Annotated in this window: 27 protein-coding genes and 1 tRNA gene; 12 read left to right on the top strand and 16 right to left on the bottom strand. The window is 72.0% G+C overall.

From position 1 onward, the window contains the following. Positions 1 to 11: 11 nt before the first annotated feature. Positions 12 to 692, bottom strand: coding sequence for a pentapeptide repeat-containing protein (locus AB0L33_RS09305; protein WP_365679222.1), 681 nt, complete (start codon positions 690 to 692; stop codon positions 12 to 14). A 113-nt stretch (positions 693 to 805) separates the two neighbouring features. Here AB0L33_RS09305 and AB0L33_RS09310 point away from each other — a divergent pair, with 113 nt between their 5' ends. After that, complete coding sequence (locus tag AB0L33_RS09310) at positions 806 to 1,795, top strand: zinc-binding dehydrogenase (protein WP_365679224.1); 990 nt, start codon at positions 806 to 808, stop codon at positions 1,793 to 1,795. A 30-nt stretch (positions 1,796 to 1,825) separates the two neighbouring features. On the opposite strand, the gene AB0L33_RS09315 is transcribed toward AB0L33_RS09310, so the two are convergent. Together AB0L33_RS09315 and AB0L33_RS09320 are read right to left on the bottom strand one after the other, a co-directional pair. Further along, positions 1,826 to 2,302 (bottom strand): GNAT family N-acetyltransferase, encoded by a 477-nt coding sequence (locus AB0L33_RS09315; RefSeq protein WP_365679226.1) that lies wholly within the window; start codon positions 2,300 to 2,302, stop codon positions 1,826 to 1,828. A gap of 49 nt (positions 2,303 to 2,351) precedes the next feature. After that, entirely contained in the window at positions 2,352 to 3,266 is a 915-nt protein-coding gene (locus tag AB0L33_RS09320; RefSeq protein WP_365679228.1) for an aminoglycoside phosphotransferase family protein, read from the bottom strand. Between the two features lie 33 nt (positions 3,267 to 3,299). Between AB0L33_RS09320 and AB0L33_RS09325 the strand changes: the two genes are divergently transcribed. Continuing rightward, positions 3,300 to 3,971 (top strand): rhomboid-like protein, encoded by a 672-nt coding sequence (locus AB0L33_RS09325; RefSeq protein ID WP_365679444.1) that lies wholly within the window; start codon positions 3,300 to 3,302, stop codon positions 3,969 to 3,971. A gap of 33 nt (positions 3,972 to 4,004) precedes the next feature. Here AB0L33_RS09325 and AB0L33_RS09330 read toward each other — a convergent pair. Next, positions 4,005 to 4,081: transfer RNA gene (locus AB0L33_RS09330), tRNA-Thr, on the bottom strand. 180 nt (positions 4,082 to 4,261) lie between these two features. Here AB0L33_RS09330 and ugpC point away from each other — a divergent pair. From ugpC to AB0L33_RS09345, 3 genes are all read left to right on the top strand, one after another. Then, a complete protein-coding gene (ugpC, locus tag AB0L33_RS09335; RefSeq protein ID WP_365679230.1) occupies positions 4,262 to 5,398 on the top strand; it encodes a sn-glycerol-3-phosphate ABC transporter ATP-binding protein UgpC in 1,137 nt (378 codons plus the stop codon). Positions 5,399 to 5,628: 230 nt separating this feature from the next. Beyond that, positions 5,629 to 6,060 carry a hypothetical protein gene (locus AB0L33_RS09340; RefSeq protein WP_365679231.1) on the top strand — a complete coding sequence of 144 codons (432 nt, stop codon included), beginning with the start codon at positions 5,629 to 5,631 and terminating at the stop codon, positions 6,058 to 6,060. Between the two features lie 46 nt (positions 6,061 to 6,106). Next, positions 6,107 to 6,817, top strand: a complete 711-nt coding sequence (locus tag AB0L33_RS09345; RefSeq protein ID WP_365679233.1) for a nucleotidyltransferase family protein — start codon at positions 6,107 to 6,109, stop codon at positions 6,815 to 6,817. A 71-nt stretch (positions 6,818 to 6,888) separates the two neighbouring features. Here AB0L33_RS09345 and AB0L33_RS09350 read toward each other — a convergent pair whose 3' ends face one another. The 6 genes from AB0L33_RS09350 to AB0L33_RS09375 all read right to left on the bottom strand — a co-directional run bounded on the left by AB0L33_RS09350 (position 6,889) and on the right by AB0L33_RS09375 (position 13,331). After that, positions 6,889 to 8,556: a DoxX family membrane protein gene (locus tag AB0L33_RS09350; protein WP_365679235.1), complete on the bottom strand. Its 1,668-nt coding sequence runs from the start codon at positions 8,554 to 8,556 to the stop codon at positions 6,889 to 6,891. Between the two features lie 140 nt (positions 8,557 to 8,696). Further along, entirely contained in the window at positions 8,697 to 9,653 is a 957-nt protein-coding gene (gene rlmB / locus AB0L33_RS09355; protein WP_073964753.1) for a 23S rRNA (guanosine(2251)-2'-O)-methyltransferase RlmB, read from the bottom strand. Positions 9,654 to 9,733: 80 nt separating this feature from the next. Continuing rightward, positions 9,734 to 11,137 carry a cysteine--tRNA ligase gene (cysS, locus tag AB0L33_RS09360; protein ID WP_365679237.1) on the bottom strand — a complete coding sequence of 468 codons (1,404 nt, stop codon included), beginning with the start codon at positions 11,135 to 11,137 and terminating at the stop codon, positions 9,734 to 9,736. Positions 11,138 to 11,235: 98 nt separating this feature from the next. Next, positions 11,236 to 11,754, bottom strand: a complete 519-nt coding sequence (ispF, locus tag AB0L33_RS09365) for a 2-C-methyl-D-erythritol 2,4-cyclodiphosphate synthase (RefSeq protein WP_365679239.1) — start codon at positions 11,752 to 11,754, stop codon at positions 11,236 to 11,238. Then, the gene (gene ispD / locus AB0L33_RS09370) at positions 11,744 to 12,490 is read right to left on the bottom strand and encodes a 2-C-methyl-D-erythritol 4-phosphate cytidylyltransferase (RefSeq protein ID WP_365679241.1); all 747 of its coding nucleotides are present in this window, start codon (positions 12,488 to 12,490) and stop codon (positions 11,744 to 11,746) included. The genes ispF and ispD overlap by 11 nt, the downstream gene beginning before the upstream one ends. A 358-nt stretch (positions 12,491 to 12,848) precedes the next feature. Then, positions 12,849 to 13,331, bottom strand: coding sequence for a CarD family transcriptional regulator (locus tag AB0L33_RS09375; RefSeq protein WP_006380568.1), 483 nt, complete (start codon positions 13,329 to 13,331; stop codon positions 12,849 to 12,851). A gap of 609 nt (positions 13,332 to 13,940) precedes the next feature. Here AB0L33_RS09375 and AB0L33_RS09380 point away from each other — a divergent pair. Next, positions 13,941 to 14,579 carry a DUF461 domain-containing protein gene (locus AB0L33_RS09380; protein ID WP_365679243.1) on the top strand — a complete coding sequence of 213 codons (639 nt, stop codon included), beginning with the start codon at positions 13,941 to 13,943 and terminating at the stop codon, positions 14,577 to 14,579. An 83-nt stretch (positions 14,580 to 14,662) separates the two neighbouring features. Here AB0L33_RS09380 and AB0L33_RS09385 read toward each other — a convergent pair whose 3' ends face one another. Together AB0L33_RS09385 and AB0L33_RS09390 are read right to left on the bottom strand one after the other, a co-directional pair. Then, the gene (locus AB0L33_RS09385; protein ID WP_365679245.1) at positions 14,663 to 15,343 is read right to left on the bottom strand and encodes a response regulator transcription factor; all 681 of its coding nucleotides are present in this window, start codon (positions 15,341 to 15,343) and stop codon (positions 14,663 to 14,665) included. After that, complete coding sequence (locus tag AB0L33_RS09390; RefSeq protein ID WP_365679247.1) at positions 15,340 to 16,614, bottom strand: ATP-binding protein; 1,275 nt, start codon at positions 16,612 to 16,614, stop codon at positions 15,340 to 15,342. Before AB0L33_RS09390 ends, AB0L33_RS09385 begins: the two co-directional genes overlap by 4 nt. Positions 16,615 to 16,822: 208 nt before the next feature. On the opposite strand from AB0L33_RS09390, the gene phoU reads away from it, so the two are divergent. Both phoU and AB0L33_RS09400 read left to right on the top strand, forming a co-directional pair. After that, on the top strand, positions 16,823 to 17,500 hold the full coding sequence (gene phoU / locus AB0L33_RS09395; RefSeq protein ID WP_365679249.1) for a phosphate signaling complex protein PhoU: 678 nt from the start codon (positions 16,823 to 16,825) through the stop codon (positions 17,498 to 17,500). Between the two features lie 211 nt (positions 17,501 to 17,711). Next, positions 17,712 to 17,861 (top strand): hypothetical protein, encoded by a 150-nt coding sequence (locus AB0L33_RS09400; protein WP_185992863.1) that lies wholly within the window; start codon positions 17,712 to 17,714, stop codon positions 17,859 to 17,861. An 18-nt stretch (positions 17,862 to 17,879) separates the two neighbouring features. Here AB0L33_RS09400 and AB0L33_RS09405 read toward each other — a convergent pair whose 3' ends face one another. Beyond that, on the bottom strand, positions 17,880 to 19,184 hold the full coding sequence (locus AB0L33_RS09405) for an MFS transporter (protein WP_365679251.1): 1,305 nt from the start codon (positions 19,182 to 19,184) through the stop codon (positions 17,880 to 17,882). A 200-nt stretch (positions 19,185 to 19,384) separates the two neighbouring features. On the opposite strand from AB0L33_RS09405, the gene AB0L33_RS09410 reads away from it, so the two are divergent. The 3 genes from AB0L33_RS09410 to AB0L33_RS09420 all read left to right on the top strand — a co-directional run bounded on the left by AB0L33_RS09410 (position 19,385) and on the right by AB0L33_RS09420 (position 20,769). Beyond that, positions 19,385 to 20,143, top strand: a complete 759-nt coding sequence (locus tag AB0L33_RS09410; protein WP_265542705.1) for a phosphoglyceromutase — start codon at positions 19,385 to 19,387, stop codon at positions 20,141 to 20,143. Positions 20,144 to 20,281: 138 nt separating this feature from the next. Then, complete coding sequence (locus AB0L33_RS09415; protein ID WP_143621014.1) at positions 20,282 to 20,530, top strand: hypothetical protein; 249 nt, start codon at positions 20,282 to 20,284, stop codon at positions 20,528 to 20,530. Then, positions 20,527 to 20,769 (top strand): hypothetical protein, encoded by a 243-nt coding sequence (locus AB0L33_RS09420; RefSeq protein WP_161207978.1) that lies wholly within the window; start codon positions 20,527 to 20,529, stop codon positions 20,767 to 20,769. Before AB0L33_RS09415 ends, AB0L33_RS09420 begins: the two co-directional genes overlap by 4 nt. A gap of 7 nt (positions 20,770 to 20,776) precedes the next feature. On the opposite strand, the gene AB0L33_RS09425 is transcribed toward AB0L33_RS09420, so the two are convergent. Next, positions 20,777 to 21,577, bottom strand: coding sequence for a hypothetical protein (locus tag AB0L33_RS09425; protein WP_365679254.1), 801 nt, complete (start codon positions 21,575 to 21,577; stop codon positions 20,777 to 20,779). Positions 21,578 to 21,774: 197 nt separating this feature from the next. On the opposite strand from AB0L33_RS09425, the gene AB0L33_RS09430 reads away from it, so the two are divergent. After that, entirely contained in the window at positions 21,775 to 22,782 is a 1,008-nt protein-coding gene (locus AB0L33_RS09430; RefSeq protein WP_365679256.1) for an aminoglycoside phosphotransferase family protein, read from the top strand. A 7-nt stretch (positions 22,783 to 22,789) separates the two neighbouring features. On the opposite strand, the gene AB0L33_RS09435 is transcribed toward AB0L33_RS09430, so the two are convergent. Both AB0L33_RS09435 and mshA read right to left on the bottom strand, forming a co-directional pair. After that, complete coding sequence (locus tag AB0L33_RS09435) at positions 22,790 to 23,314, bottom strand: YbjN domain-containing protein (protein WP_365679258.1); 525 nt, start codon at positions 23,312 to 23,314, stop codon at positions 22,790 to 22,792. An 89-nt stretch (positions 23,315 to 23,403) separates the two neighbouring features. Then, positions 23,404 to 24,768 carry a D-inositol-3-phosphate glycosyltransferase gene (mshA, locus tag AB0L33_RS09440; protein ID WP_365679260.1) on the bottom strand — a complete coding sequence of 455 codons (1,365 nt, stop codon included), beginning with the start codon at positions 24,766 to 24,768 and terminating at the stop codon, positions 23,404 to 23,406. Positions 24,769 to 24,942 lie beyond the last annotated feature (174 nt).

Here is a 24,942-nt window from a genome sequence, read left to right on the forward strand (position 1 = left end):
CGGCACGGACCTCACGCCTCCACCCGCACCCCGATCTGCGCCGCGAACGCCGGTGCCAGCTCCATCAGCTGCACGGGGCTGATCACCGCGCCCGCGAGCCGCTCCACCCCGCGCGCGATGTCCAGCTCGGCGGCCGCCCGCAGATCCACCGCGTCCATCCGCGCCGCGCTGAAGTCCGCCCGCTTCAGCGCGCAGTCCCGGAACTCCACCCGCGTCAGCCGCGCGCCCCCGAAGTCCGGCTCCACCAGCACACAGCCCTCGAAGACGACGTCCGTCAGCCGGGCCTCCCGCAGATTCAGGTAGTCGATCTTCCCGCCCCGCACCACCACCCGCTCCAGCACCGCGCCGTGCATCTGCGTCCCGCCGAGCCGCGCGTCCACCACCTCCACGTCCCGCAGCGACGCCTCCGCGAGGTCGGTGCCCACCCCCCGTACGCCCGTCAGCACCGAATCGATGAACCGCGCCCGCACCAGCTCCGCCCGGTCCAGGGCGCAGCCCTCCAGCGCGCAGTCCATGAACCGCGCACCCCGCCCCGACGCGTCCGCCAGGTCCACGGACGCCCCGAACCGCACGCCGTCGTAATCCCCGTCCGGTTCGAGCCCGCCCTCCTCGAAATCCACCAGCGGCGGCAACCGCACCTCCGGCCGCCGCGCCGCCTTTACACCACCGCTCCGACCACCACCGCGCACCATGCCCCCATCGTGACGCACGCCACTGACAACGCCCCGTCCGCACTTGACCTCAACCGCACTTGAGGTCAAAGGCTGGGGTCACCAGCACCCACACCACTCCGGGGGACCCCGCCATGCACGCCGTACGCCTCCACGCCTTCGGCCCCGCCGAGAACCTGCACTACGAGCGCACCGACGACCCCGCCCCCGCACCCGGCCAGGTCCGCATCACCGTCCGCGCCGCCGGCGTGCACCTCCTCGACACCGCACTGCGCCAAGGACTCCCCGGCCCCAACCCGGCCCCCACCCCGCTGCCCACGATCCCCGGGCGCGAGGTCGCCGGCACCGTCGACGCCCTCGGCGAAGGCACCGACCCCGCCTGGCTCGGCCGCGACGTCGTCGCCCACCTCGGCAACGTCCCCGGCGGCTACGCCGAACTCGCCGTCACCGACGCCGACCGGCTCCACCCCCTGCCCGAAGGGCTGGGCCACGCCGAGGCCGTCGCCATGATCGGCACCGGCCGCACCACCCTCGGCATCCTCGCCGCCACCCCGCTCGGACCGGAATCCGTCGTCCTCGTCACCGCGGCCGCCGGAGGCATCGGCACGCTGATCGTCCAGCACGCCAAGAACGCCGGGGCCACCGTCATCGGCCTCGCCGGCGGCCCCGCCAAGACCGCCCGCGTCCGCGACAACGGCGCCGACCTAGCCGTCGACTACACCCGCCCCGACTGGCCGCGCCTCGTCCGCACCCACCTGGACGGACTCGGTCTGCGCGCCACCGTCCTCTACGACTCCGTCGGCTCCCTCACCGCCCGCGCCGCCTTCGGCCTCCTCGGCGAGGGCGGGCAGCACGTCGTCTACGGCTGGTCCGGCGGCAACGGCCCGTTCACCCCGGCCGCCGACGAACTCGCCGCCCGCTCCCTCACCTCCGAGAACGTCCTCGGCCCCGGCCTGCTCCGCAGGGGCGGCGGACTGCGCGCCCTGGAGACCCGCGCCCTCGCCGAAGCCGCCGCCGGCCGCCTGCGTCCCGCGGTCCAGAGCTACCCGCTCGCCCGCGCCGCCGACGCCCACCGCGACCTGGAGACGCGGGGCACCACCGGCAAGGTGGTCCTCATCCCCTGACGGCGGGCCCGGCCACGGCCCCCGCCCGCCTCACGCCCCGCCCAGCTCCGCCAGCGCCCCGTCGGTCAGCCGGTACACCGTCCACTCGTCCTGCGGACGCGCGCCCAGCGACTCGTAGAACGCGATCGACGGGGCGTTCCAGTTCAGCACCGACCACTCCAGGCGCTCGTAACCCCGCTCCACACAGATCCGCGCCAGCTCCGTCAGCAGCGCCTTCCCGTGCCCGCCGCCGCGCCGCTCCGGGCGTACGTACAGGTCCTCCAGGTAGATGCCGTGCACCCCGCGCCACGTCGAGAAGTTCAGGAACCAGAGCGCGAAGCCGACGACCTCGCCGTCCTCGTCCGACTCCGCGATGTGCGCGAACGCGGCCGGACGCTCGCCGAACAGCGCCTCCCGCAGGTGGTCCTCCGTCGCACGCACCTCGTGCAACGCCTTCTCGTAGTCGGCCAGCTCACGCACCATGGCGTGGATGACGGGAACATCGGCGGGGGTAGCGGTACGAATCATGCGTTCAGCGTAAACATCGCCCCGCCGAAAGATATGTGCGGCCCCGTCGTCAGACGAGCCCCCGCACCGCCCGCGCGATCTCCGCCTGCTCCGGCGCCAGCCGCCTCGCTCCGCCCGCCACCGACCAGCACGCGTTCTGGAGCACCCGCCCCAGCGTCCACGCCGCCGCCCGCCCCCGGTCGAGCTCCAGCACCCCGGTCATCGCGTCGAACCGCTTCCCCACCGCGCCCGCGTCGAACCGGTTCACCAGCGCGGGCAGCAATTCGAAGCCCGGGTCCCCCACCAGGGGCTTCGGGTCGATGGCCACCCACCCGGTGCCGCCCTCCCCCGCCAGCACGTTCCCGAAGTGCAGGTCCCAGTGCAGCAGCCGGTTCTCCGGCTCCCCCGCCACCTCGCGCACCGCCGCCGCGCAGTCCCGTACGAGCCCCCGCTCCCCCTCGTCCACCAGCGACGCCACGACGTCCGGCGCACCCGCCAGCATCCGCGACACCGCCTCCCCGAGCCCCGGCAGCCCGGCCCCCCGCGCGTCCGCCCCCGGCCGCACCGCCGTCAGCTCCGCCAGCAGCCCGGCGATCACCCGGACCGCCCGGTCCGGGTCCGGCTCGCCCTCCAGCGAACGGCGTCCGTCCAGCCGTTCCAGGAGCATCGCCCCGGTCACCGGATCATGGTCCAGCAGGCGCACCGCCCGGGCACCCGCCGCACCCCACAACCGCAGCGCGACCGGCTCCCCCGCCGTCTCCGCGTCCACCGGCTGCAGCTTCAGCACCGCCCGCCGCCCGTCCTCCTCCCGCACCACCGGCAGGACCAGCGCGCACACCCCGTACATCGCCGCACCGTCCCGGCGCAGCCCCCACCGCTCCAGGAACTCCGCCGCCATCCCCGGCAGCGCGGCCACGAACGCCCGGCCCGCCTCCCCGTTGCACGCGGACTGAGTAGCGATGAGCCCATCCGGAATGTCGATCACACCCGCGATCGTAGGAGCGTGCGTCAATCGGGCATGCCCTCCGGCCACCCAGACCCGCCCGCCCGGCTCCGCACCGCCCCCGCCGGGCGGCTGCTCCGCGCCCTCCGCTCCTGGATCCGCAGCGCCCCCGGCACGTACCTCTGGCTGGCCGCCCTCTTCGTCACCACGGTGATCGTCCACCAGATGTCACCGGCGTTCGAGCAGGAGTTCCTCCGCCGGCGCTCCACCAACATCGACGAGCTCTCCCGCAACCCCGTCCGCGTCCTCATCACCAGCGCCTTCTGGATCGACAGCGGACGATGGCTCCCCTACGCCGTCCTGTACACCGTCTTCCACGCCCCCGCCGAACGCCGCCTCGGCACGCCGCGCTGGCTCGCCGTCGCCGCGACCGCCCACGTCCTCGCCACCCTCGTCAGCGAAGGCATCCTCGCCTGGGCCATCCGCCACGGCCACGCCCCGGCCTCCGCCGCCAACGCCCTCGACGTGGGCGTCAGCTACGCCCTGGCCGGCATGGTCGCGGTCCTCACCTACTACGTCCCCCGCCCCTGGCGCCCGGCGTACCTCTTCGCGGTCCTGGTGATCTACACGGTCCCCCTGATCACCAACCCGACCTTCACGGACATCGGCCACCTGACGGCGGCGCTGATCGGGCTGGGGTGCTGTCCGCTGACGCGACGCGGAACGCCCGGACGCAGCGAGGCATGAAAAAAACCAGGCCGGGGAAGACCGGCCTGGCGGTGGAGCCCCCTGTCGGATTCGAACCGACGACCTACGCATTACAAGTGCGTTGCTCTGGCCAGCTGAGCTAAGGAGGCGTGCCGGAGCAGTCTAACCAACCCGGCCCCCGGCACCATGCAGAAATTTCACAGCCGGGGAACTACTGACAGATCCGAAACCGCCAGGTAGCGTCCTTGCAGGTTCACTCCGATGGACCAGACCACTCCCTTACAACGGATCGTCCGGCACGTTCCTGCCGGTGGAGGAGAAGAATCAGCATGGCCAGTGTCACGTTCGACAAGGCGTCCCGCGTCTACCCCGGCTCCACGAAGCCCGCGGTCGACCAGCTCGAGATCGACATCGCGGACGGTGAGTTCCTCGTCCTCGTCGGTCCCTCCGGTTGTGGCAAGTCCACCTCGCTCCGCATGCTCGCGGGTCTCGAGGACGTCAACGGCGGTGCCATCCGCATCGGTGACCGCGACGTCACGCACCTGCCCCCGAAGGACCGGGACATCGCCATGGTGTTCCAGAACTACGCCCTGTACCCGCACATGACCGTCGCGGACAACATGGGCTTCGCGCTCAAGATCGCCGGTGTGAACAAGACCGACATCCGGGCGAAGGTCGAAGAGGCCGCCAAGATGCTGGACCTCACCCAGTACCTGGACCGCAAGCCGAAGGCGCTCTCCGGTGGTCAGCGCCAGCGTGTGGCGATGGGCCGCGCGATCGTGCGTGAGCCGCAGGTCTTCCTCATGGACGAGCCGCTGTCGAACCTCGACGCCAAGCTTCGTGTCTCCACCCGTACGCAGATCGCCTCGCTCCAGCGCCGCCTGGGCATCACCACCGTGTACGTCACGCACGACCAGGTCGAGGCCCTCACCATGGGTGACCGCGTCGCGGTCCTCAAGGACGGTCTCCTCCAGCAGGTCGACTCGCCGCGCAACATGTACGACAAGCCGGCGAACCTCTTCGTGGCCGGCTTCATCGGCTCCCCCGCGATGAACCTGGTCGAGGTCCCGATCACCGACGGCGGCGTGAAGTTCGGCAACAGCGTCGTCCCGGTCTCCCGCGAGGCGCTGACCGCCGCCGCGAACCGCGGCGACACCACCGTCACGGTCGGCATCCGCCCCGAGCACTTCGACATCGTCGAGCACGGCGGTGCCGCCGCGAAGTCCCTCACCAAGGACTCCTCGGACGCCCCGGCCGGCCTGGCCGTCTCGGTCAACGTGGTCGAGGAGCTCGGCGCCGACGGCTTCGTCTACGGTGCCGCCGAGGTCGGTGGCGAGCACAAGGACCTGGTCGTCCGCGTCGGCGGCCGCGCCGTCCCGGAGAAGGGCACCACGCTGCACGTCGTGCCCCGCCCGGACGAGCTGCACGTCTTCGCCACGTCGACCGGTGAGCGCCTCACCGACTGACGTCGCACACGCTGTACGGTGGCCCCGCACGAGGATCGTGCGGGGCCACCGCGCGTTCCGGGCACGGTTCGAAGCCCGGCAGGCGTTTGAAGCGCCGGAGGGCGAATTCCCCGCCAGAACGGTCATTTCGCTTCCGTTCGTCAACACGTGATTCGAAAAGCACACTCGAACCATCCCTCGCGAGGGTGACGTAATGTCGCTGCGTCATCACCGGCCGCTACGCTCGCTGCGTGACCCACACCGTGCGCCGTATCGGCCGAACTCTCGCTTTCGTACTGCCCGTCGTCATGGTGCTGTCCGGGACCCTCGCGGTCACCGCCGTGCCGTGGGCAACCAGCAACTCCGACTCGCAGCTCCTCGCCGCGTCGGCCCGTAGCGTCCCCGACGCAAAGGGTGCCGAGGCCGCCGTCAAGCCGCGCGCCCCGCAGGACATCCTGCGTGACCGGCTCCTCCAGGAGCTCCGCGCCAAGGACCCGGGTGTCGCGCTGACGGAGCTCCAGCGCGCCGTCGAGGGACGCCCGTCGCTCGCCAAGCACTGCATGTCCATCGCGAAGACCCTGGGCAAAGCCGCGGTCGACAAGTACGGCCCGACGCGCGCGCACCGCTTCTCGCGCCCCGTCTGCGACACCTCGTTCGCCTCCGGCGTCGCCCAGTTCAGCTGACCGACGCGACGCTTCCCGCTGCCGGGCACGGCTTATCGTGCCTGGCATGCATACGTTTCCGACGCAGGCCGTGATCCTGGCGGGTGGCCAGGGGTCACGGCTGCGCCCGTATACCGATGACCGCCCCAAGCCGATGGTCGAGATCCCGGGCACCGGGACGCCGATCATCGGCCATCAGCTTTCCTGGCTGGCCGCCGAGGGCGTGACGGACGCCGTGGTGTCGTGCGGGCATCTGGCCGAGGTGCTGCAGGAGTGGCTGGCCGACGCGGTGCTGCCGCTGCGCGTGACGACGGTGGTGGAGTCCGAGCCGCTGGGCCGCGGTGGCGGCCTGAAGTACGCGGCGGCGCGGCTGCCCGAGCCGGACGAGCCGTGGTACGCGACCAACGGGGACATCTGGACGCGGTTCTCGCTGCGCGAGATGGCGGCGTTCCACGCGGAGCGCGACGCGACCGCGACCCTCGCGCTGGCGCGGCCCCGGATTCCGTGGGGCGCGGTGGAGACGGACGCGTTCGGGCACATCACCGACTTCATCGAGGCGCCGCCGTCGCCGTATCTGATCAACGCCGGGGTGTACGTGTTCTCCCCCGCCTTCACGGACATGCTGCCGGACCGCGGCGACCACGAGCGGACCACGTTCCCCCGGCTGGCCCGCGAACGCCGGCTGGCCGGTTATCCGTTGCCGCACGGGGCGTACTGGCGGGCGATCGACACCGCGAAGGACCTGACGGAAGCCGCCAAGGAGCTGGACGGACGGTAGGGCGTACGGGAACGGGGCGGGCCCGGAGGATTTCCTCCGGGCCCGCCCCGTTCCCGTGTGGGCGTCCGCCGTCAGCCGAGGAGGCCGCCGATCGGGTTGCGGCCGCCGCTGCCGCCGTCGCCGCCGCCCGAGCCGGCGCCGGGGGCCGGGTCGGTACCGCCGGTGGTCGAGCCGCCGCCGGTGCCGGTGGTCCCGGACGAGCTGGGGCCGGAGCTGGTGGCGGGCGGCTGCTGGGGCGTGGTCTGCTGCGGGGGCTGCTGGCCGGTGCCCTGGGTCTGGCTGGGCTGTCCGGTGCTCGCGCCCGCCGCCTGGCCCGTCTCGCGCACGCTGTCCGAGGACGGGGTCGAGGCGTCGGCCGACGGGGTGTGCGGTGCGGTGCTGTGCGAGGGCGTGGGCCGGTCGCCGGTGGGGCTCTTGGACGCCTTGCCCTTGCGGGACTTGTCGGGGAGGGGCGAGCCGGGGAGCTGGTTGGTGGGGACGCCGTGGGGGCCGGGGACGGTGACGACCTCCGTGGAGCGGACGGCGCCGCCGAGCACGGAGCCGATGAGCAGGGTGAGGCCGACGACGACGCTGGCGACGACCGCGCCCCGGCGCAGGACGCGGCGGCGCAGGTCCCAGATCTCCGAGCGGGGCCCGAGCTTGCGCCAGGCTTCCCCGGCGAGCCGCCCGTCGACGGAATAGACGGGGGCGCCCGCGATGATCAGGGGGCTCCAGGCGGCGAGGTAGATGATGTCCGGCGCGTCGTAGGCGGCGACGGTGCGCCAGCTGACGGTGACCAGGAGCGCGGCGGACAGCAGGGCGCCGACGGTGGCGGCGACGCGCTGCCAGAGCCCGAGGACGGTCAGGACACCGACGACGACCTGGAGGAAGGCGATCGAGAGCCCGGCGCCGACGGGGTGCGACAGGGCGAACTCGCGCAGCGGCTCGGCCAGCGCCCACGGGTGGAGCGAGTTGAGCCACTTGACCATCGAGCCGCGCTCGCCGCCGTCGAAGTAGACGGGGTCGCAGAGCTTGCCCATGCCGGCGTAGATGGAGATGAAGCCGAGGAAGACCCGCATCGGCAGGAGCACGACGCCGAGGTTCATCCGGCGGCCCGGGTAGTACGCGTGGCGCACGTCGTCGGCGCCGCCCTGGCGCCGGCCGCTGGCCTCCTCGTCGGTGAGGTCGACGGCGGGCTCGTCGTCGTAGGGGCCCCGCTCGTCGTAGCCGTCCGGGTCGTACGGCCCGGGGTCGACGGGGTCGTAGGCACCGACCGCGCGGCGCATGGGGGGCAGCAGGGGACCGCCGGAGCGGGGTGCGCCGATGACGGGGTTCGGCTGGGTCTCTTCGAGCGGGGACTCGTCGAGGCGCGGGATGACCTGGGTGCCGGCTCCGCCGCGCCCCTGGTCGAACTCGTAGGAGGCGTACGGATCGTAGGGGTCGTACGCGGTGTCGGGGTGGCCGGCCGTCGAGTTGCGCACGGCCTGGAGGAGTCCGGTCGCGCCGGGGTCGCCGGGGGCGGACTTGCCGCTCCAGACGACGGGGGCGCGCCGGCCGCGTCCGGCTCCGGGGGCGCTCATGGCGGGAATCCTGGGCGCGCCGGCGGGGGTCACACCGCGCAGCCGTGCGCGCTGGCCCGGGGCGAGCTGCACCCGGAAGCTGGCGTGGTTGACGATGACCTGCGCAGGGTCGCAGTCCACCTTGGTCATGCTCAGGGCGGGTAGTTCGTCGAACCGAGGCGTTCTGGTGTCCACACTCATCTAACCGAGTGATGTGTGATTAGGACACTGCCTTGACCGTGCCGAAGGTGTCCGAGACCCGTCAACAGGTGGTGGGGGGTTGCGCGGGGGCGCGTGCACGTGCGCGCGCGCCCCCGTGCGGTCCCTGGGACCGGGTCCGGTCAGGCGCGGCGGCGCGCGACCTCGTACATGACGATGCCCGCGGCGACACCGGCGTTGAGCGATTCGGCGCCGCCCGGCATGTTGATGCGGACGCGGTAGTCGCAGGTCTCGCCGACGAGGCGGCCGAGGCCCTTGCCCTCGCTGCCGATGACGACGACGACAGGCCCGCCGAGCGCTTCGAGGTCCTCGACGGTGTGCTCGCCGTCGGCGGCGAGACCGACGACCGCGATGCCCTCCTTCTTGAACGCTTCGAGGGCCCGGGTCAGGTTGGTGACCTTGGAGACGGGGGTGCGGGCGGCGGTGCCGGCCGAGGACTTCCAGGCGCCGGCGGTCATGCCGGCCGCGCGGCGCTCGGGGACGACGACGCCGTGACCGCCGAAGGCGGAGACGGAGCGGACGATCGCGCCGAGGTTGCGCGGGTCGGTGACGCCGTCGAGAGCGACGATCAGCGGGTCCTCGCCGTTGTCGTACGCGGCTTCGAGGAGGTCCTGCGGGTCGGCGTACTCGTAGGGCGGGACCTGGAGGACGAGACCCTGGTGGTTGAGCCCGCCCGTCATGCGGTCGAGCTCGGGGCGCGGGGCCTCCATGAGGTTGATGTTGCCGCGCTCACCGGCGAGCTGGAGGGCGTCACGGACGCGCTCGTCGTTGTCGATGTACTGCTGGACGTAGAGCGTGGTGGCGGGGACGCCGTCGCGCAGGGCCTCGTACACCGGGTTACGGCCGACGACCATCTCCGAGGTGCCCTTGACGCCGCCGCGCCGGGGGGCGGGGCGGCGGTTGGCGGCCTGCTTGGCCTTGGCGGTCGCGATGCGGTTCTTCTTGTGCTTCTTGCGCTGCTCGGCGGGCGGGGTGGGGCCCTTGCCTTCGAGGCCCCGGCGTCGCTGGCCACCGCTGCCGACCGTGGCGCCCTTCTTGTTGGACGTGCGGCGGTTCCTGCGCTGGCTGTTCCCGGCCATGACCTACCTGTTTCGTTGCTTCGGTCGTGCGTACGTATAAGTGCAGTGTGCCGCCCGGCGGACCGGGCGGCATGTGGTGGCTACTGGCGCGGGCCGAGTGTCCACCGGGGGCCGGACGGGCTGTCCTCGATGACGAGTCCGGACTGGTTGAGCTGGTCGCGGATGGCGTCGGCGGCGGCCCAGTCCTTGCGGGCGCGCGCGGACTGCCGCTGGTCGAGGACGAGGCGGACCAGGGTGTCCACCACGCCGTGGAGGTCGTCGCCGCGGTCGCTCTCGCCCGCCCAGTGGTCGTCCAGCGGGTCGAGGCCGAGGACGCCGAGCATGGCGCGGACCTCGGCGAGGCGCGCGACGGCGGCTTCCTTGTCGTCGGCGGCGAGGGCGGAGTTCCCCTGGCGGACCGTGGTGTGCACGATCGCGAGCGCCTGCGGCACGCCGAGGTCGTCGTCCATGGCGTCGGCGAAGGCGGGCGGCACCTCGCCGGCGGGCGCGACGGTCTCCCCGGCCTTCTCGGTGACGCGCTGGATGAAGCCCTCGATGCGGGCGAACGCCGACTCGGCCTCGCGCAGGGCCTCCTCGCTGTACTCGATCATGGACCGGTAGTGCGGGGTGCCCAGGTAGTAGCGCAGGACGATGGGGCGCCAGGCCTTGACCATCTCGCTGACGAGGACGGAGTTGCCCAGCGACTTCGACATCTTCTCGCCGGACATGGTGACCCAGCCGTTGTGCACCCAGTAGCCCGCGAAGTCGTCGCCGAACGCCTTGGCCTGGGCGATCTCGTTCTCGTGGTGCGGGAAGATCAGGTCGATCCCGCCGCCGTGGATGTCGAAGGCGGTGCCGAGGTACTTGTGCGCCATGGCGGAGCACTCCAGGTGCCAGCCGGGGCGGCCGCGGCCCCAGGGCGTCTCCCAGCTGGGCTCGCCGGGCTTCGACGCCTTCCACATGGCGAAGTCGCGCTGGTCCCGCTTGCCGGTCTCGCCCTCGCCGGAGGGCTGGCGCAGATCGTCCAGCTCCTGGTTGGACAGCTCCAGGTACCCCGGGAACGAGCGCACGTCGAAGTAGACGTTGCCGTCGGCGGCGTACGCGTGGCCGCGCTCGATGAGGCCCCGCATCATCTCGATCATCTCCGGGACGTGCCCGGTGGCGCGCGGCTCGTAGCTGGGCGGCAGGCAGCCGAGCGCGTCGTAGCCCGCGTTGAACGCCCGCTCGTTCTCGTAACCGATGGACCACCAGGGGCGGCCCTGCTCGGCGGACTTGGCGATGATCTTGTCGTCGATGTCCGTGACGTTCCGGACGAACGTCACGTCGTAGCCGCGGTACGTGAACCAGCGGCGCATGATGTCGAAGTTCAGCCCGGACCTGATGTGCCCGATGTGCGGGGCGGCCTGGACGGTAGCGCCACAGAGGTAGATCGAGACACAGCCCGCTGTGAGCGGGACGAAGTCACGGATCTGCCGGGCGCTGGTGTCGTACAGGCGAATAGTCACCCCTCAAGGGTAGTGGGCCCGCACCAGTGCCCCGCGCCCCTGTGGATATTGCGGGCGCAGTTGTTACGGGGGCGGGCACGACCGCTCGCGCGCACGGGTCAGCCGGTGCGGTAGACGAGGGCGGTCGCGAGGCCGGCGATGCCCTCGCCGCGCCCGGTGAAGCCGAGCCCGTCGGAGGTGGCGGCGGACAGCGAGACGGGGGCGCCGACGGCGTCGGACAGCACCCGCTGCGCCTCCTCGCGCCGCTTGCCGATCTTCGGGCGCACGCCGACGACCTGGACGGCCACGTTGCCGATCTCGAACCCGGCCGCGCGGACGATGCGGGCGGCCTCGGTGAGCAGGGTGACCCCGGCCGCACCGGACCACTCGGGGCGCCCGGTGCCGAAGTGCTGCCCGAGGTCGCCGAGACCGGCGGCGGAGAAGAGCGCGTTGCACGCGGCGTGGGCGACGACGTCCGCGTCGGAGTGGCCGGCCAGACCGGGGCCCTCGCCGTCCCAGCGCAGACCGGCGCACCACAGCTCACGGCCCTCTTCGAAGGCGTGGATGTCGGTGCCGATGCCGACGAGCGGGATCACCGGCGCGGGGGCCCGGCCGGGCCCGGGGGTCTCAGAAGCCATCGTTGGCCCTCCTGCGTGCGAGTACGGCTTCGGCCAGGACCAGGTCCAGGGGCCGGGTGACCTTGAACGCCTCTTCGTGTCCGGGGACGACGACCACGGGCGCGCCGAGCTGTTCGACCATGCCCGCGTCGTCGGTCGCGCCCTCGCCGCTGACGGCGACCTGCTCGTGGGCGCGGAGCAGGGTGGCCCGGTCGAAGCCCTGCGGGGTCTGTACGGCCCTGAGCCGGGCGCGGACGGGGGTGGCGAGCACCGGCTCGGGCGCGCCGGGGGCCCCCGGCTCGACCTCCTTGACGGTGTCGGCGAGCGGCAGGGCGGGAACGACGGCGGGGGCGCCGTCGCGTACGGCCTCGACGACGGCGTCGACGGTGTCCACGGGGACGAGGGGCCGGGCCGCGTCGTGCACCAGGACGGCGGAGACGGTGTCGGGGAGCGCGTCGAGGCCGCGCTTCACGGATTCCTGGCGGGTGTCGGCGCCGGGCACGACGAGGAAGTCGGTGCGCTCCGGCAGGGCGTGCTCGTCCAGGAGGGTGCGGACCTCGGCGACGCCTTCGGGCGGTGCGACGACGACGACCAGGGACACGTGCCGGGAGGCCGCCATGGCGCGGACGGCGTGGACGAGCATGGGCGTCCCGCCGAGCGCGCGGAGCGCCTTGGGGGCGCCGGGGCCGAGTCGTACGCCGCGGCCGGCCGCGGGGATCACGGCGGCCGTGCGGGAGGGACGCGGTTGTTCAGACATCGGTTGCACTCCGAGGCTTCGGCATGTTTGTGTCCACGGCCGACGTGGGTATGGCCACAAGCGAGCCGGGGCGCTGCGCCACGACTCGACCGGGACCCTTTCCGTGACCCCGGGCGAGCCGGGACACGCCGCGGCCGTTCGGGGTCGGTCTCGCACGCCGGTTCAGCAAGATCGCGAGCAACGTACCAAGGACGTGTACCGGGGGACCGCCGGCAAGTGGCCGGAATTCGCCGTTCGATTGCGGTCCGGACATGCCGCAGCGCCCGACGACACAGCGTGAATACAGCTGGTCAGCGGGCACCGCGGCACATTATCTACGGCCGGTGCGATCCGGTCGTGACGACCGGTGCCATCCGGTTCAGGATGCGAGGACCTCGTCGAGGAGAGCCTCGGCCTTGTCCTCGTTGGTGTTCTCCGCGAGGGCGAGCTCGCTCACCAGGATCTGGCGCGCCTTGGCGAGCATGCGCTTCTCACCTGCGGAAAGTCCGCGCTCACGCTCACGACGCCACAGGTCGCGAACGACTTCGGCGACCTTGATGACATCGCCGGACGCGAGCTTCTCGAGATTTGCCTTGTAGCGCCGGGACCAGTTCGTCGGCTCCTCGGCATACGGTGCGCGCAGCACCTCGAAGACGCGGTCCAGCCCTTCCTGCCCGACTACGTCGCGCACGCCCACGAACTCCGCATTGTCCGCCGGCACACGCACCGTCAAGTCGCCCTGAGCGACCTTGAGCACCAAGTAGGTCTTGTCCACGCCTTTGATCTGGCGAGTTTCGATAGCCTCGATCAGCGCGGCCCCGTGATGGGGATAGACCACGGTGTCGCCAACCTTGAACGTCATGTGACAGGTACCCCTTCCGTGGCTATCAAGCGTAACACGAGAATCGCTACTCCTGAATGGCGTTTTCGCAGGTCAGGGCATATCTCGGGGCTTGACAAGAGAGACAGGGACGTGCTGCGGAGGGCCCGCGGAAGACGGTATTCGCAGGTCGGAGCGGCTGTCCGGCGGCACGGAAACGCGGACGTTACACACCCTCCCGCCCCCTTCGAAGGGGCCGAACGTCCCGTTTTGTCGGGTTCCGCTGACTGAACATTCCGTAGCCCGTTCGGTGATGGATCACTCGTTCGGACGTAAGTGCCGATGGCCAATGAAATTGATCAACGTACGGCCTCGCCGGGGATTATGCGCAATGAATGCGCCACCGTCCGTGAACAGCCAGGAAGCCCGGGGCGAACGCATGGCCGGAATTTGATCAAGCGCGTTATGTGAAGGGACTGCGAATGTCCGTACGTGTCCGGGCCCCCCGATCACGGGCCCGTCAGGGGCGGGTCGGGTGCGGGGCGGCGAGGAGGGCTCGGTAACCTGACCGCTGACAGACCCTTAGGGCGGCTTTACCCCAGGCGCCCGACCCGTCCGTACCGTCCGAACGTTCAAGGAGTTGCCGCCGCCGTGAGCCGCAGCCTTCGACACGGCGCCCTCGCCGCCACTGCCATCGCGTTCTCGATCACCGCGCTCACCGCATGCGGTGCGGGCAACAACGCGCAGACGCTCGAAGTCCGCCCGGACAACGCCTCCACCCGGTCCGGCGACATCAAGATCCAGAACGCCAACGTCATCACCCAGCCCGAGCGCGAGGCCAAGGGCCCGGCGGTCGTCACCGCCACGCTGTTCAACAACGGCTCCAAGCCGGAGACCCTGGACTCCATCACCCTGAAGGGCGGCAGCGGCACCGTGCAGCTGCACCCCGCCGAGGGCTCGGGTCCGGTCGTCGTCCCGGCCGGCGGCCGGGTGATCCTGGGCGGCCAGGGCAACGCCTCCGCCGTGATCGAGAACGGCGATGAAGCCACGAAGAACGGCAACGTGCAGCCGCTGGTCTTCAAGTTCAGCCGCTCGGGCGACATCTCGCTGGGCGCCTCCGTCGTCCCGGCGACCCACTACTTCAAGGGCTTCGGCCCCAGCGCGCTGCCCGAGCCGTCGCAGACGCCCGACGCCTCGCCGTCCGGCTCCGCGTCGCCGGACGCCTCCGGAAGCCCGTCCGGCGAGGCCTCGGCCTCGTCCTCGGCCTCCGAGTCCGGCCAGCCCGGCTGAGCCGCACCCCGAGCCACACACGGCCGAGGCGCCTTCCCCGCCGGGGGAGGCGCCTCGGCCATGTCATGTGCGTACGGGCCGGCCTACGGCTCGAACTTGTACCCGAGGCCCCGCACCGTCACCAGGTACCTGGGCGCGCCCGGGTCCGGCTCGATCTTGGCGCGCAGCCGCTTCACGTGGACGTCGAGGGTCTTGGTGTCGCCCACGTAGTCCGCGCCCCAGACCCGGTCGATGAGCTGCATCCGGGTCAGCACCCGGCCCGCGTTGCGCAGCAGCATCTCCAGCAGGTCGAACTCCTTCAGCGGCAGGTCGACCTTGCCGCCGGACACCGTGACCACGTGCCGGTCGACGTCCATGCGGACCGGTCCGGCCTCCAGGGCGGCGGGGGCGACCTCCTCGGGCTCGCCGCGCCGGCGCAGCACGGCCCGGATGCGGGCGACGAGCTCGCGGGAGGAGAACGGCTTGGTCACATAGTCGTCGGCCCCTATCTCCAGGCCGACGACCTTGTCGATCTCGCTGTCCTTGGCGGTGACCATGATCACGGGCACGTTGGAGCGGCTGCGCAGCTGGCGGCAGACCTCGGTGCCGGGGAGTCCGGGCAGCATCAGGTCGAGCAGTACGAGGTCCGCGCCGTTGCGCTCGAACTCGTCCAGGCCGTCGGGCCCGGTGGCCGCGATGGCGACCTCGAAGCCTTCCTTGCGGAGCATGTAGGACAGGACGTCGCTGAAGGATTCCTCATCCTCGACGACAAGCACTCGGGTCACGGAAGGGCCTCCGGGGAAGGGAAGGAATCGAAGGAGTCGGGGGTGGCGTCCGGGTGGGACGCCTCGTCGCCGTTGACGATGAGCGGGCCGCCGGACACACGGTCCCGGCCGCGTGCGGAGCCCGCTTCGGGCAGCCGCAGGGTGAAGGTGGAGCCCTGTCCCTCCGAGCTCCACACGGTGACCTCCCCGCCGTGCGAGGCGGCCACGTGTTTGACGATGGCCAGGCCGAGGCCCGTACCACCGGTGGCGCGCGAGCGGGCCGGGTCGACGCGGTAGAAGCGCTCGAAGACCCGTTCCCGGTCCTTCTCGGAGATGCCGATGCCCTGGTCCGTCACGGCGATCTCGATCTCGTCCCCGCCGGGCACGACCACGCGGCGGGCGGCGATGCCGACGCGGGTGCGGGCGGGACTGTAGTTGACGGCGTTCTCGACCAGGTTGCCCAGCGCGGCGGCGAGCTGGCCCCGGTTCCCCCATATCCGCAGGTCGGCGGTGCCGCCGGCGGCCATGGTGATCTGCTTGGAACCGGCCTGCTGGCGGCAGCGGTCGATGGCCTCGGCGACCAGCTCGTCCACGCGGACCGGCTCGGCGTCCTCCAGCGGGTCGTCGTTCTGCACCCGGGAGAGGTCGATCAGCTCCTGGACGAGGTTGGTGAGCCGGGTCGCCTCGATCTGCATGCGGCGGGCGAAGTGCTCCACGGCCTCCTGGTCGTCGGAGGCGTCCAGCACGGCCTCCGAGAGCAGGGACAGGGCGCCGGTCGGTGTCTTGAGCTCGTGGCTGACGTTGGCGACGAAGTCGCGCCGGACCGCCTCGATGCGGCGGGCCTCGGTGAGGTCCTCGACGAGCAGCAGCACCAGCCGGGAGCCGAGCGGGGCGACCCGCGCGGAAACCGCCAGCGCCTCGCCCCGGCCGGTGCCGCGGCGCGGGAGGTCCAGTTCGACCTGGCGTATCTCGCCGTCGCGGCGGGTGTCCCGCGCCATGTTGAGCATCGGCTCGACGGCGAGCCGGCCGCCCCTGACGAGCCCCAGCGCGTAGGCGGCGGAGCTGGCCTTGACGACGCTGTCGCTCTCGTCCAGCACCACCGCGGAGGAGCTGAGCACGGACAGGACCGTGTCGACGCCCGGGGGCAGCGGGGCGCCGCTGTCGGACCGCAGGGAGGTGCGCGTCGGCTTCTTCTGGTCGCGCTCGCTCCAGCGGAACGCCAGCATGGCGATCACGCCGGTACCGACACCGGCGATCGCGGCAGCTGCGGCGACCGCCGCGTTCACGTCCATGTGTCCAGGTTATGCGGCACGTCGGACACTCTCCCAGCCGTCCGGGGGCCTCCTCGGCCACTCGTCGCCCAGAGTTCACCGAGGGGCAAGTGCCGGTTCACTTGGCCGGTCGGAATCCGACGCGTACGCCCGTCACGGTGGTGGCGTGGGGTTCGGAGCCGGTCGTCGGCGGGCCCCGGCCTCGGTCAAGGACTGGAGAGGGACACCCATGCGTGACGCGTACCACGAGGAACTCGACTCGATCGGCGAGGGCCTGGTCGAGATGGCACGGCTCGTCGGCTCGGCGATAGGCCGGGCGACGACGGCGATGCTCGACGCCGATCTGAAGCTGGCGGAGTCGGTGATCGCCGCCGACCAGAAGGTGGACGACCTCCAGCACGAGCTGGAGGCGCGGGCCATCGCGCTCCTGGCCCGCCAGCAGCCGGTGGCGACCGATCTGCGGATCGTGGTGACGTCGCTGCGGATGAGCGCGGACCTGGAACGCTCGGGCGACCTCGCCCAGCACGTCGCCAAGCTGGCCCGGCTGCGCTTCCCGCAGTCCGCGGTCCCGCACGACCTGCACGCCACCATCCTGGAGATGGGCCAGCTCGCGCAGCGCCTGATGGCGAAGGCGGCCGAGGTGATCGTCACCAAGGACGTCGACCTCGCGCTCCAGCTGGAGCAGGACGACGACGAGATGGACCTGCTGCACCGCGCGCTGTTCCAGCACCTGATGGACGACCGGTGGAAGCACGGCATCGAGACGGCCGTCGACGTGACGCTGCTCGGCCGCTACTACGAGCGGTTCGCGGACCACGCGGTGTCGGTGGCGAAGCGCGTGGTCTACCTGGTGACGGGAGAGCACGCGGACGAGATCCAGCAGCCCGGTCCGGTCGACGGGGCTTAGGAGGGGCCCGGCGCGGGAAGGGCGGGGCGCTCGGTGGCAGGGCGCACGCCCGCGCGCACGGCTCGTACACACGTTCCTGCGCGTGTGCGCCGTTGATGCGCCCGTCCGGGTGGGCATGCAATGAGTCGGGGCGGCACGACGTGTCCGTACGCCCCGGGTCGCGGGCCCCTCGGTGGGCGTGCGGCCCTGTCGTACGCCTTGAGGAGGAGCCATGGCCGATTCCCCCATGACCGAACCTGAGCGGGAGGCCCCCGCCGAGGTGGTGCCGCTGACCGTGCTCGGCGCCTGCGGCTGCGGCTCGGGCTGCGGGTGCGGCTGCCAGTCCGGGGCGCCGTGCCAGTGCGGGGGCTGCTCCGGCTGACGCCGCCGGCCGTACGGGTTACGAGGGTGACGCCTCCGCCTTCGTGACCCGTGCCCCGGCCGGCCGCGCCGGGGCGGCGGTCTCCGTCACCGCGGTCTCCGCCGCCGGCAGGCCGCGCATGAGCAGCCAGTAGCCGGCGGAGGCCAGCGTGCCCAGGAGTGCGGTGGTCGCCCACAGCCAGCCGGCGCCGAAGTGGTCGATGACCACACCGGACATCAGCGGGGCGATGAGCGCGGCGGCCGACCAGGACAGCGTGTACATGCCCTGGTAGCGGCCCCTGCCGTGGGCCGGGGACAGCCGGACGACCAGGCCGTTCTGCACGGGCGCGTTGATGATCTCGGCGACCGTCCACACGCTGATGGTCAGCGCGTACACCCCGACGGAGCCCGCGAAGGCCGTCAGCCCGAAGCCGTACCCCGCGAGCAGCGACGAGGCGACGAGCAGCCGCCGCGGGTCGCGGCTATGGATGAACCGGGTGACCGGGATCTGGAGCACGACGATGAGGACGCCGTTGACGGCGATCGCCGTACCGAAGTCGGAGCTGCTGAGCCCGTCCGCGCCCATGGCCACCGGCAGGCCCACGTAGCCCTGCTGGAAGATCAGCGCGATCACGAACGACAGGCCGACGACGCCCATGAACCGTCCGTCGCGGAGCACGGTGGAGAGCCGTACGCCGTCGTCGGCGGGCACCCCGCCGGGTACGGCCGGGGCGGTGCGCTCCGGGCGGGACTCCGGCACCTTCATGAAGACGACGATCGCGCACACGAGGGTCATCGCGGCCTCGCCGAGGAAGCCCGCGCGGTAGCTGTACTCCGCGACGAAGCCGGCGCCTGCGGAGGAGACCGCGAAGCCGAGGTTGATGGCCCAGTAGTTGAGCGAGAAGGCCCGCACCCGGTCCTTCGCGGGGACGATGTCGGCGATCATCGCCTGGACCGCCGGGCGGGAGGCGTTGCTCGCCATGCCGACGAGGAAGGCGACCCCGGCGATGGCCACCGGATGCGTCATGAAACCGAGCACGGCGACCGAGGCGGCGGTGGAGAGCTGGGCGGCGAGCATGGTGGGCCGCCGCCCGATGCGGTCGGTCAGCACCCCGGCCCCGAGCGAGGAGACGACCCCGCCGAGGCCGTGGAGGGCGGCCACGAGACCGGCGTACGAGGCCGAGTAGCCCCGGTCCAGGGTCAGATAGAGGGCCATGAACGTGGCGACGAACCCGCCCAGTCGGTTGACCAGGGTGCTGGTCCACAGCCACCAGAACTCCCTGGGGAGCCCGGAGACGGTTTCCCGGGTGGCACGGGTGGCCCGACCGAGACCGGTGGCAGACATACGGGTTCCCCCCAGGGACGCACGGTGGATGAAGCCGGGGGAGGTAAGTGGCCCACCGACGCTCCGAACATTACGAATCCACGGGGTGCCGCTGCCACTCAATTGACGCCGCCCGTCAAACGTCGGCAGGCCCCCTCCGGCCCTGTCCGCTCTGTGGCCGGTCGCGCGCGGCTCGGACGGGTTCGATTACGCTCGGACTCATGGCCGACGCACCGTACAAGCTGATCCTCCTCCGCCACGGCGAGAGCGAGTGGAACGCGAAGAACCTGTTCACCGGATGGGTGGACGTCAACCTCACCGAGAAGGGCGAGAAGGAGGCGGTCCGCGGCGGTGAGCTGCTGAAGGACGCCGGCCTGCTCCCCGACGTGCTGCACACCTCCCTCCAGAAGCGCGCCATCCGCACCGCCCAGCTCGCGCTGGAGGCCGCGGACCGCCACTGGATTCCCGTGCACCGCTCCTGGCGTCTGAACGAGCGCCACTACGGCGCGCTCCAGGGCAAGGACAAGGCGCAGACGCTCGCCGAGTTCGGCGAGGAGCAGTTCATGCTCTGGCGCCGCTCGTACGACACCCCGCCGCCCGCCCTCGAGGACGGCACCGAGTTCTCCCAGAGCGACGACGCGCGCTACGCGACGATCCCGCCGGAGCTGCGCCCGCGCACGGAGTGCCTGAAGGACGTCGTCACGCGCATGCTGCCGTACTGGTACGACGGCATCGTCCCGGACCTCCTGACCGGCCGCACGGTCCTGGTCGCCGCGCACGGCAACAGCCTCCGCGCCCTGGTCAAGCACCTCGACGGCATCTCCGACGCCGACATCGCGGGCCTGAACATCCCCACGGGCATCCCGCTCACCTACGAACTCGACGCGGAATTCCGCCCCCTGAACCCGGGCGGCACCTACCTCGACGCGGACGCGGCGAAGGCCGCGATCGAGGCCGTGAAGAACCAGGGCAAGAAGTAGCACCCGCCCCCGAGAAGGCCTCCGCCCGGCACGGTCGGGCGGGGGCCTTGTCGTTGCCGGTGACCACCGACCGGAAGTGACGCGCGTCACCCCGCCCCGTACTCTGAGCTCCATGCGGGGAAGACCGGGAGGGCGGTTATGGGTGAGCCGTTGAAGACCTTTGTCGGGGGTGCCGAGGTCGAGGTGCCCAACAGCATTCCGGCGATCCGGGACGCGTTGCCGGAGGGGCGGCGGGCGGAGTTCGAGCGGGCCATCAATGAGGCCGGGGTGCATGAGATCCAGGCCGTGATGCGGCACTGGATGCTGGAGGCCGTTCCCGATCCGGAGGCCGAGCGGATTCTGGACCGGCTGGCGCAGGACGAGGCCGAGAGGCGGAGCGTCGCTTGAGCTTCCGGATCTCCTACGCGCCGCCCGCAGACGACACCCTTGCCAAGATGGCGGACGGTGAAACATTCCGGGACGAGATGGCGGCGACCCTGGGGCGTGAGCCCTACGGACACGGGTCGACCGCCGTCAAGGGGGAGCACGATCGCCGGGAGGCGACGGTCGCCGGGGCGATCGTGCTCTACTACGTCTCCGGGTCGGTCCTCACCGTCACCGTCGTACGCCTCGTTCCGCTTCCCTGACGGGCGGTCAGGCCAGCTTCTTCGCCTGCGCGTCGATCACCGCGGTCGGCAGGTCGAAGTCCTCGCCGGAGCCCGCGGCCGCGAGGTTCATCGAGCTGAGCGTGGCGAGCGTCGCGCCCTGACGCAGCGCCGTGAGCTTGAGGGTGCTCTTCTCGCCGTCGGACTCCACCGTCACCGTCCAGGCCGCCGCCTCCTCGCCGCCCTTGACCTGCTCCTCCGCGATCTTGGCGACCTTCTGCTTGTCCCCGGCGACGGTGAGCGTGAAGCCGCCCGCGCAGTCCGTCGCGGCGGTGCGCAGCGCGGCCAGCGTCTCCTCGGCCCCCTTGCCGTCGTACGACGCCAGCGTGGTCATCGTCGTCGTGATGTCGAAGGCCGCCTTGAACGCCTCCTCCGGGTCGGCGATGTCCTTGTCCGCGCCCTTCTTCGGCACACTGGCCACCTTGCGCTGCGTCGCGGCGGCGGGCGAACCGGCCTTCGCGCCCATCAGCGCGTCGGCGAAGACGTCGCAGGACTCCTTGTCCGCGGTCACGTCCTTGGCGTCGATCAGGTCGGCCGGACCGGCCTTGGTGATCTTGTGGTCCTTGACGTCGCCCTGCGCCAGCGAGACCTGCTCCAGCCCGGCGGCGGACAGCGCCTTCGCGGGGGCGTCCGCGCCCTTGTCGGCGCCCTTGTCCGAAGGCTGGGCCGAGGAACCGGCCGCCTTGCCGCTGTCCTTGTCGTCACCGTCCGAACCGCAGGCGGCGGTGAACAGCGCCAGGGACATCACGGTGGCGGCAACAGCGGTACGGCGTATGACAGTGGGTCGCATGGCCCGTCTTTCTGCTCAAAGTGTTTCGCCCGCACGCGAGCAGCCCCGCCGGGTTCGGCGCGGCTGAGATGGGGGTGCGTGGGGGTGAGCCAACTCTATGAGTCCGCTGTGGTTTGGCAATCCTTTACTTTGGGCATCGCACGTGATCGTGACGCCGTCGTGATCACTTCGAGCACACCGTTCAGGGGGAACTCACCGTGGCGATCGATTCCGTTCTCTCCGACGTCCTCGGCTCGTTGGGCATACGGCCCGGCCTGGTCGCCTCCTGCGAGCCGCTGACCGGCGGCACGTACAACGCCGTCAGCCGCGTCCGGCTGACGGACGGGCGCGACTGGGTGGTGAAGGTGCCGCCGCCGGCCGCCGGGGACTGCCTGTCGTACGAACACGGCCTGCTGGTCAACGAGGTGACGTTCTACCGGGCCGCAGGGGACGAGGCGACCGTGCCCCTCGTCGTGCGCGCCGAGACCCGTCCGGCCGCCCCCACCGGCCCGTACGTGGTCATGTCCGCACGCCCCGGCCGCCCCTGGCACGAGCTGACCGGCGGCATGGCCGACGGCGAGGAGGCGTCGTTGCGCACCGAGCTCGGGCGGATCGTCGGCCGGCTGCACGGCGTGCCCGCTCCGGGCGGCTTCGGCTACCCCTCTCAGGCGCTCGGCCCGCTCGCGCCCGGCTGGCGGCAGGCGTTCACCACGATGACGGACGCGGTCCTGGCCGACGCGCGGACGTACGCGGCCCGGCTCCCCCGTACGGCGGCGGAGACCGGCGCGGTGCTCGGCGCCGCCGCGTACGTGCTGGACGACGTGACCCGGCCGGCCCTGGTCCACTTCGACCTGTGGCAGGGGAACATCCTGGTCACCGGTGAGCCGGGCGCCCGGCGGGTGGGCGGGATCATCGACGGGGAGCGGATGTTCTGGGGCGACCCGGCCGCCGACTTCGTGTCGCTCGCCCTGCTGGGTGACATCGCCGACGACAAGGACTTCCTCGCCGGTTACGGGGAGGAGGCGCCGGGCGGGCCCGTGGAGTTCGACGGTTCGCTGCGGCTGAGGCTCGCGCTCTACCGGGCGTACCTGTACCTAATCATGCTGGTGGAGACCGTGCCGCGCGGCACGTCAGGGGAGCAGCTGGAGTGGACCTGGAACGAGGTCGCACCCCGTCTCGAGGCCACGCTCCAGGAGATCGAGTCGACGACGCGCGTACGGGGGTGACGCGAGGTCAGCCCGCGGGGCGCTGCGTGAGGTGCGCGAAGGCGTCGAGATTGCGGGTGGACTCGCCGCGCGAGACCCGCCAGGCGTACTCCTTGCGGATGGCGGTCGCGAAGCCGATCTCCAGCAGGGAGTTGAACGCGCCGTCCGCCGCCTCCAGCACGGAGCCGAGCAGCCGGTCCACCTCTTCGGGCGTCACCACGGACAGCGGCAGCTTGCCGGTGAGGTAGATGTCCCCGAGCCGGTCGATCGCGTAACTCACGCCGAACAGGCGCAGGTTCCGTTCCAGCAGCCAGCGGTGCACCGCCGCGTCGTTCTCGTCGGGGTGCCGGATGACGAAGGCGTTGAGGGAGAGGCTGTGCGCACCGACGATCAGTGAGCAGGTGGTGGCCAGCTTGCGGGTGCCGGGGAGCTGGACGACGTAGCTGCCCGGTGCGGGGCTCTCCCAGTCGAGCCCGGCGTCGGCGAAGCTCGCTTCGAGGACCTGGGCGGCCCGGGTGGCCTCGTTCTTCGCCGGTACGGGTGCGTCAGCCATGTTTCGAGCGTACGTCAGGCGGTGGGGGCGCGCGGTCGGGGAGGGTGCCGGGGGCGTCACGTGGTGCCGCCCGGCGGGTACGGCGCCGGTCACGCGTGACGGGTGCGGGCCCGCCTGCGGTGTTCCTGGACGGCGGCCGTGTAGACCTCCGCGGTGGCGGCCGCCGCCGTGTCCCAGCCGAACCGCTGGGCGTGCTCCGCCGCCGCCCCGCCCATCCGGGCCACCAGCTCCGGCGCCTGCGCGAACCGCTCCAGCGCCCGGGCGTACGCGGCCGGGTCGTGCCCCTGTATCAGGAAGCCGCTGACCCCGTCGCGCACGGCCACCGGAAGGCCCCCCACGGCCGCCGCGACGACCGGCGTCCCGGCAGCCTGGGCCTCGACGGCGACGAGCCCGAAGGACTCGCTGTACGAGGGCATGACCAGCACGGACGCGGCCCGGAACCAGTCGGCGAGCCGGTCCTGCCCGACCGGCGGGTGGAACCGTACGACGTCCGCGATGCCCAGCCGGGCCGCGAGCTTCTGCAACCCCTCCGGCTTCGCGAGGCCGCTGCCGCTGGGGCCGCCGACGACGGGCACCACGATCCGGGAGCGCAGCGAGGGGTCCCGGTCGAGCAGCACGGCGACCGCGCGCAGCAGCACGTCGGGGGCCTTCAGCGGCTGTATGCGGCCCGCGAAGAGGGGGATCAGGGCGTCCTGCGGAAGGCCGAGCCGGGCGCGGGCGGCGGCCCGGCCGTCGCCGGGGCGGAAGCGGTCGAGGTTGACGCCGGGGTGGACGACGGCGACGGCGCGCGGATCGGCGTCGTAGAACCGGACCAGCTCCCCCGCCTCCTCGGCGGTGTTGGCGATCAGCCGGTCGGCGGCGTCCACGATCTGGGTCTCGCCGATGACCCGGGCGGCCGGCTCGGGGGTGTCGCCCTCGGCGAGCGCGGCGTTCTTCACCTTGGCCATGGTGTGCATGGCGTGCACGAGGGGAACGCCCCAGCGCTGCGCGGCCAGCCAGCCGACGTGTCCGGAGAGCCAGTAGTGGGAGTGGACGAGGTCGTAGTAGCCGGGGCGCTGACCGGCCCACGCCTGCATCACCCCGTGGGTGAAGGCGCAGAGCTGCGCGGGCAGCTCCTCCTTGGCCAGGCCCTCGTACGGTCCCGCGTCGATGTGCCGGACGAGGACACCGGGCGCCAGGTCCACGGCGGGGGGCAGCCCTCCGGTGGTGGAGCGGGTGAAGATCTCGACCTCGATGTTGATCGCCGCGAGCCGCTTGGCGAGCTCCACGATGTACACGTTCATCCCCCCGGCGTCGCCCGTCCCCGGCTGGTGCAGCGGGGAGGTGTGCACGGAGAGCATCGCGATGCGGCGGGGCTTGCGGTGACCGGTGGTGAAGGAGCCGGTGAGACCTGCGGGGAACCTGCGACGCGGTGCGCCACGGCTGCTGCCGAGCCGAGAGACGTACTGGGTCACGTCGTCCGTCCTCCTCGCTGGGCCCCGGTGCCGGCGCGGTTCACGGCATGGCACCGAAGGGGCGCACGGTCCCTTCGAAGGTGGGGAACAGCGGAATCCCTCCTTTCATTTCCGCTTTGCCAAATCATTACGGTGCGGACGCGGTGGCCGTGCCGGTGCTCCTCCGCCCGCCCG

Source organism: Streptomyces sp. NPDC052299, assembly GCF_040679335.1.
Lineage (GTDB): Bacteria > Actinomycetota > Actinomycetes > Streptomycetales > Streptomycetaceae > Streptomyces.

Coding starts and splice junctions, on each gene's coding strand:
- AB0L33_RS09305 (WP_365679222.1), bottom strand. CDS start 692: ATGGTGCGCGGTGGTGGTCGGAGCGGTGGTGTAAAGGCGGCGCGGCGG.
- AB0L33_RS09310 (WP_365679224.1), top strand. CDS start 806: ATGCACGCCGTACGCCTCCACGCCTTCGGCCCCGCCGAGAACCTGCAC.
- AB0L33_RS09315 (WP_365679226.1), bottom strand. CDS start 2,302: ATGATTCGTACCGCTACCCCCGCCGATGTTCCCGTCATCCACGCCATG.
- AB0L33_RS09325 (WP_365679444.1), top strand. CDS start 3,300: ATGCCCTCCGGCCACCCAGACCCGCCCGCCCGGCTCCGCACCGCCCCC.
- ugpC (WP_365679230.1), top strand. CDS start 4,262: ATGGCCAGTGTCACGTTCGACAAGGCGTCCCGCGTCTACCCCGGCTCC.
- AB0L33_RS09345 (WP_365679233.1), top strand. CDS start 6,107: ATGCATACGTTTCCGACGCAGGCCGTGATCCTGGCGGGTGGCCAGGGG.
- AB0L33_RS09350 (WP_365679235.1), bottom strand. CDS start 8,556: ATGAGTGTGGACACCAGAACGCCTCGGTTCGACGAACTACCCGCCCTG.
- rlmB (WP_073964753.1), bottom strand. CDS start 9,653: ATGGCCGGGAACAGCCAGCGCAGGAACCGCCGCACGTCCAACAAGAAG.
- ispF (WP_365679239.1), bottom strand. CDS start 11,754: ATGGCTTCTGAGACCCCCGGGCCCGGCCGGGCCCCCGCGCCGGTGATC.
- ispD (WP_365679241.1), bottom strand. CDS start 12,490: ATGTCTGAACAACCGCGTCCCTCCCGCACGGCCGCCGTGATCCCCGCG.
- AB0L33_RS09375 (WP_006380568.1), bottom strand. CDS start 13,331: ATGACGTTCAAGGTTGGCGACACCGTGGTCTATCCCCATCACGGGGCC.
- AB0L33_RS09390 (WP_365679247.1), bottom strand. CDS start 16,614: ATGGACGTGAACGCGGCGGTCGCCGCAGCTGCCGCGATCGCCGGTGTC.
- phoU (WP_365679249.1), top strand. CDS start 16,823: ATGCGTGACGCGTACCACGAGGAACTCGACTCGATCGGCGAGGGCCTG.
- AB0L33_RS09400 (WP_185992863.1), top strand. CDS start 17,712: ATGGCCGATTCCCCCATGACCGAACCTGAGCGGGAGGCCCCCGCCGAG.
- AB0L33_RS09405 (WP_365679251.1), bottom strand. CDS start 19,184: ATGTCTGCCACCGGTCTCGGTCGGGCCACCCGTGCCACCCGGGAAACC.
- AB0L33_RS09410 (WP_265542705.1), top strand. CDS start 19,385: ATGGCCGACGCACCGTACAAGCTGATCCTCCTCCGCCACGGCGAGAGC.
- AB0L33_RS09415 (WP_143621014.1), top strand. CDS start 20,282: ATGGGTGAGCCGTTGAAGACCTTTGTCGGGGGTGCCGAGGTCGAGGTG.
- AB0L33_RS09425 (WP_365679254.1), bottom strand. CDS start 21,577: ATGCGACCCACTGTCATACGCCGTACCGCTGTTGCCGCCACCGTGATG.
- AB0L33_RS09435 (WP_365679258.1), bottom strand. CDS start 23,314: ATGGCTGACGCACCCGTACCGGCGAAGAACGAGGCCACCCGGGCCGCC.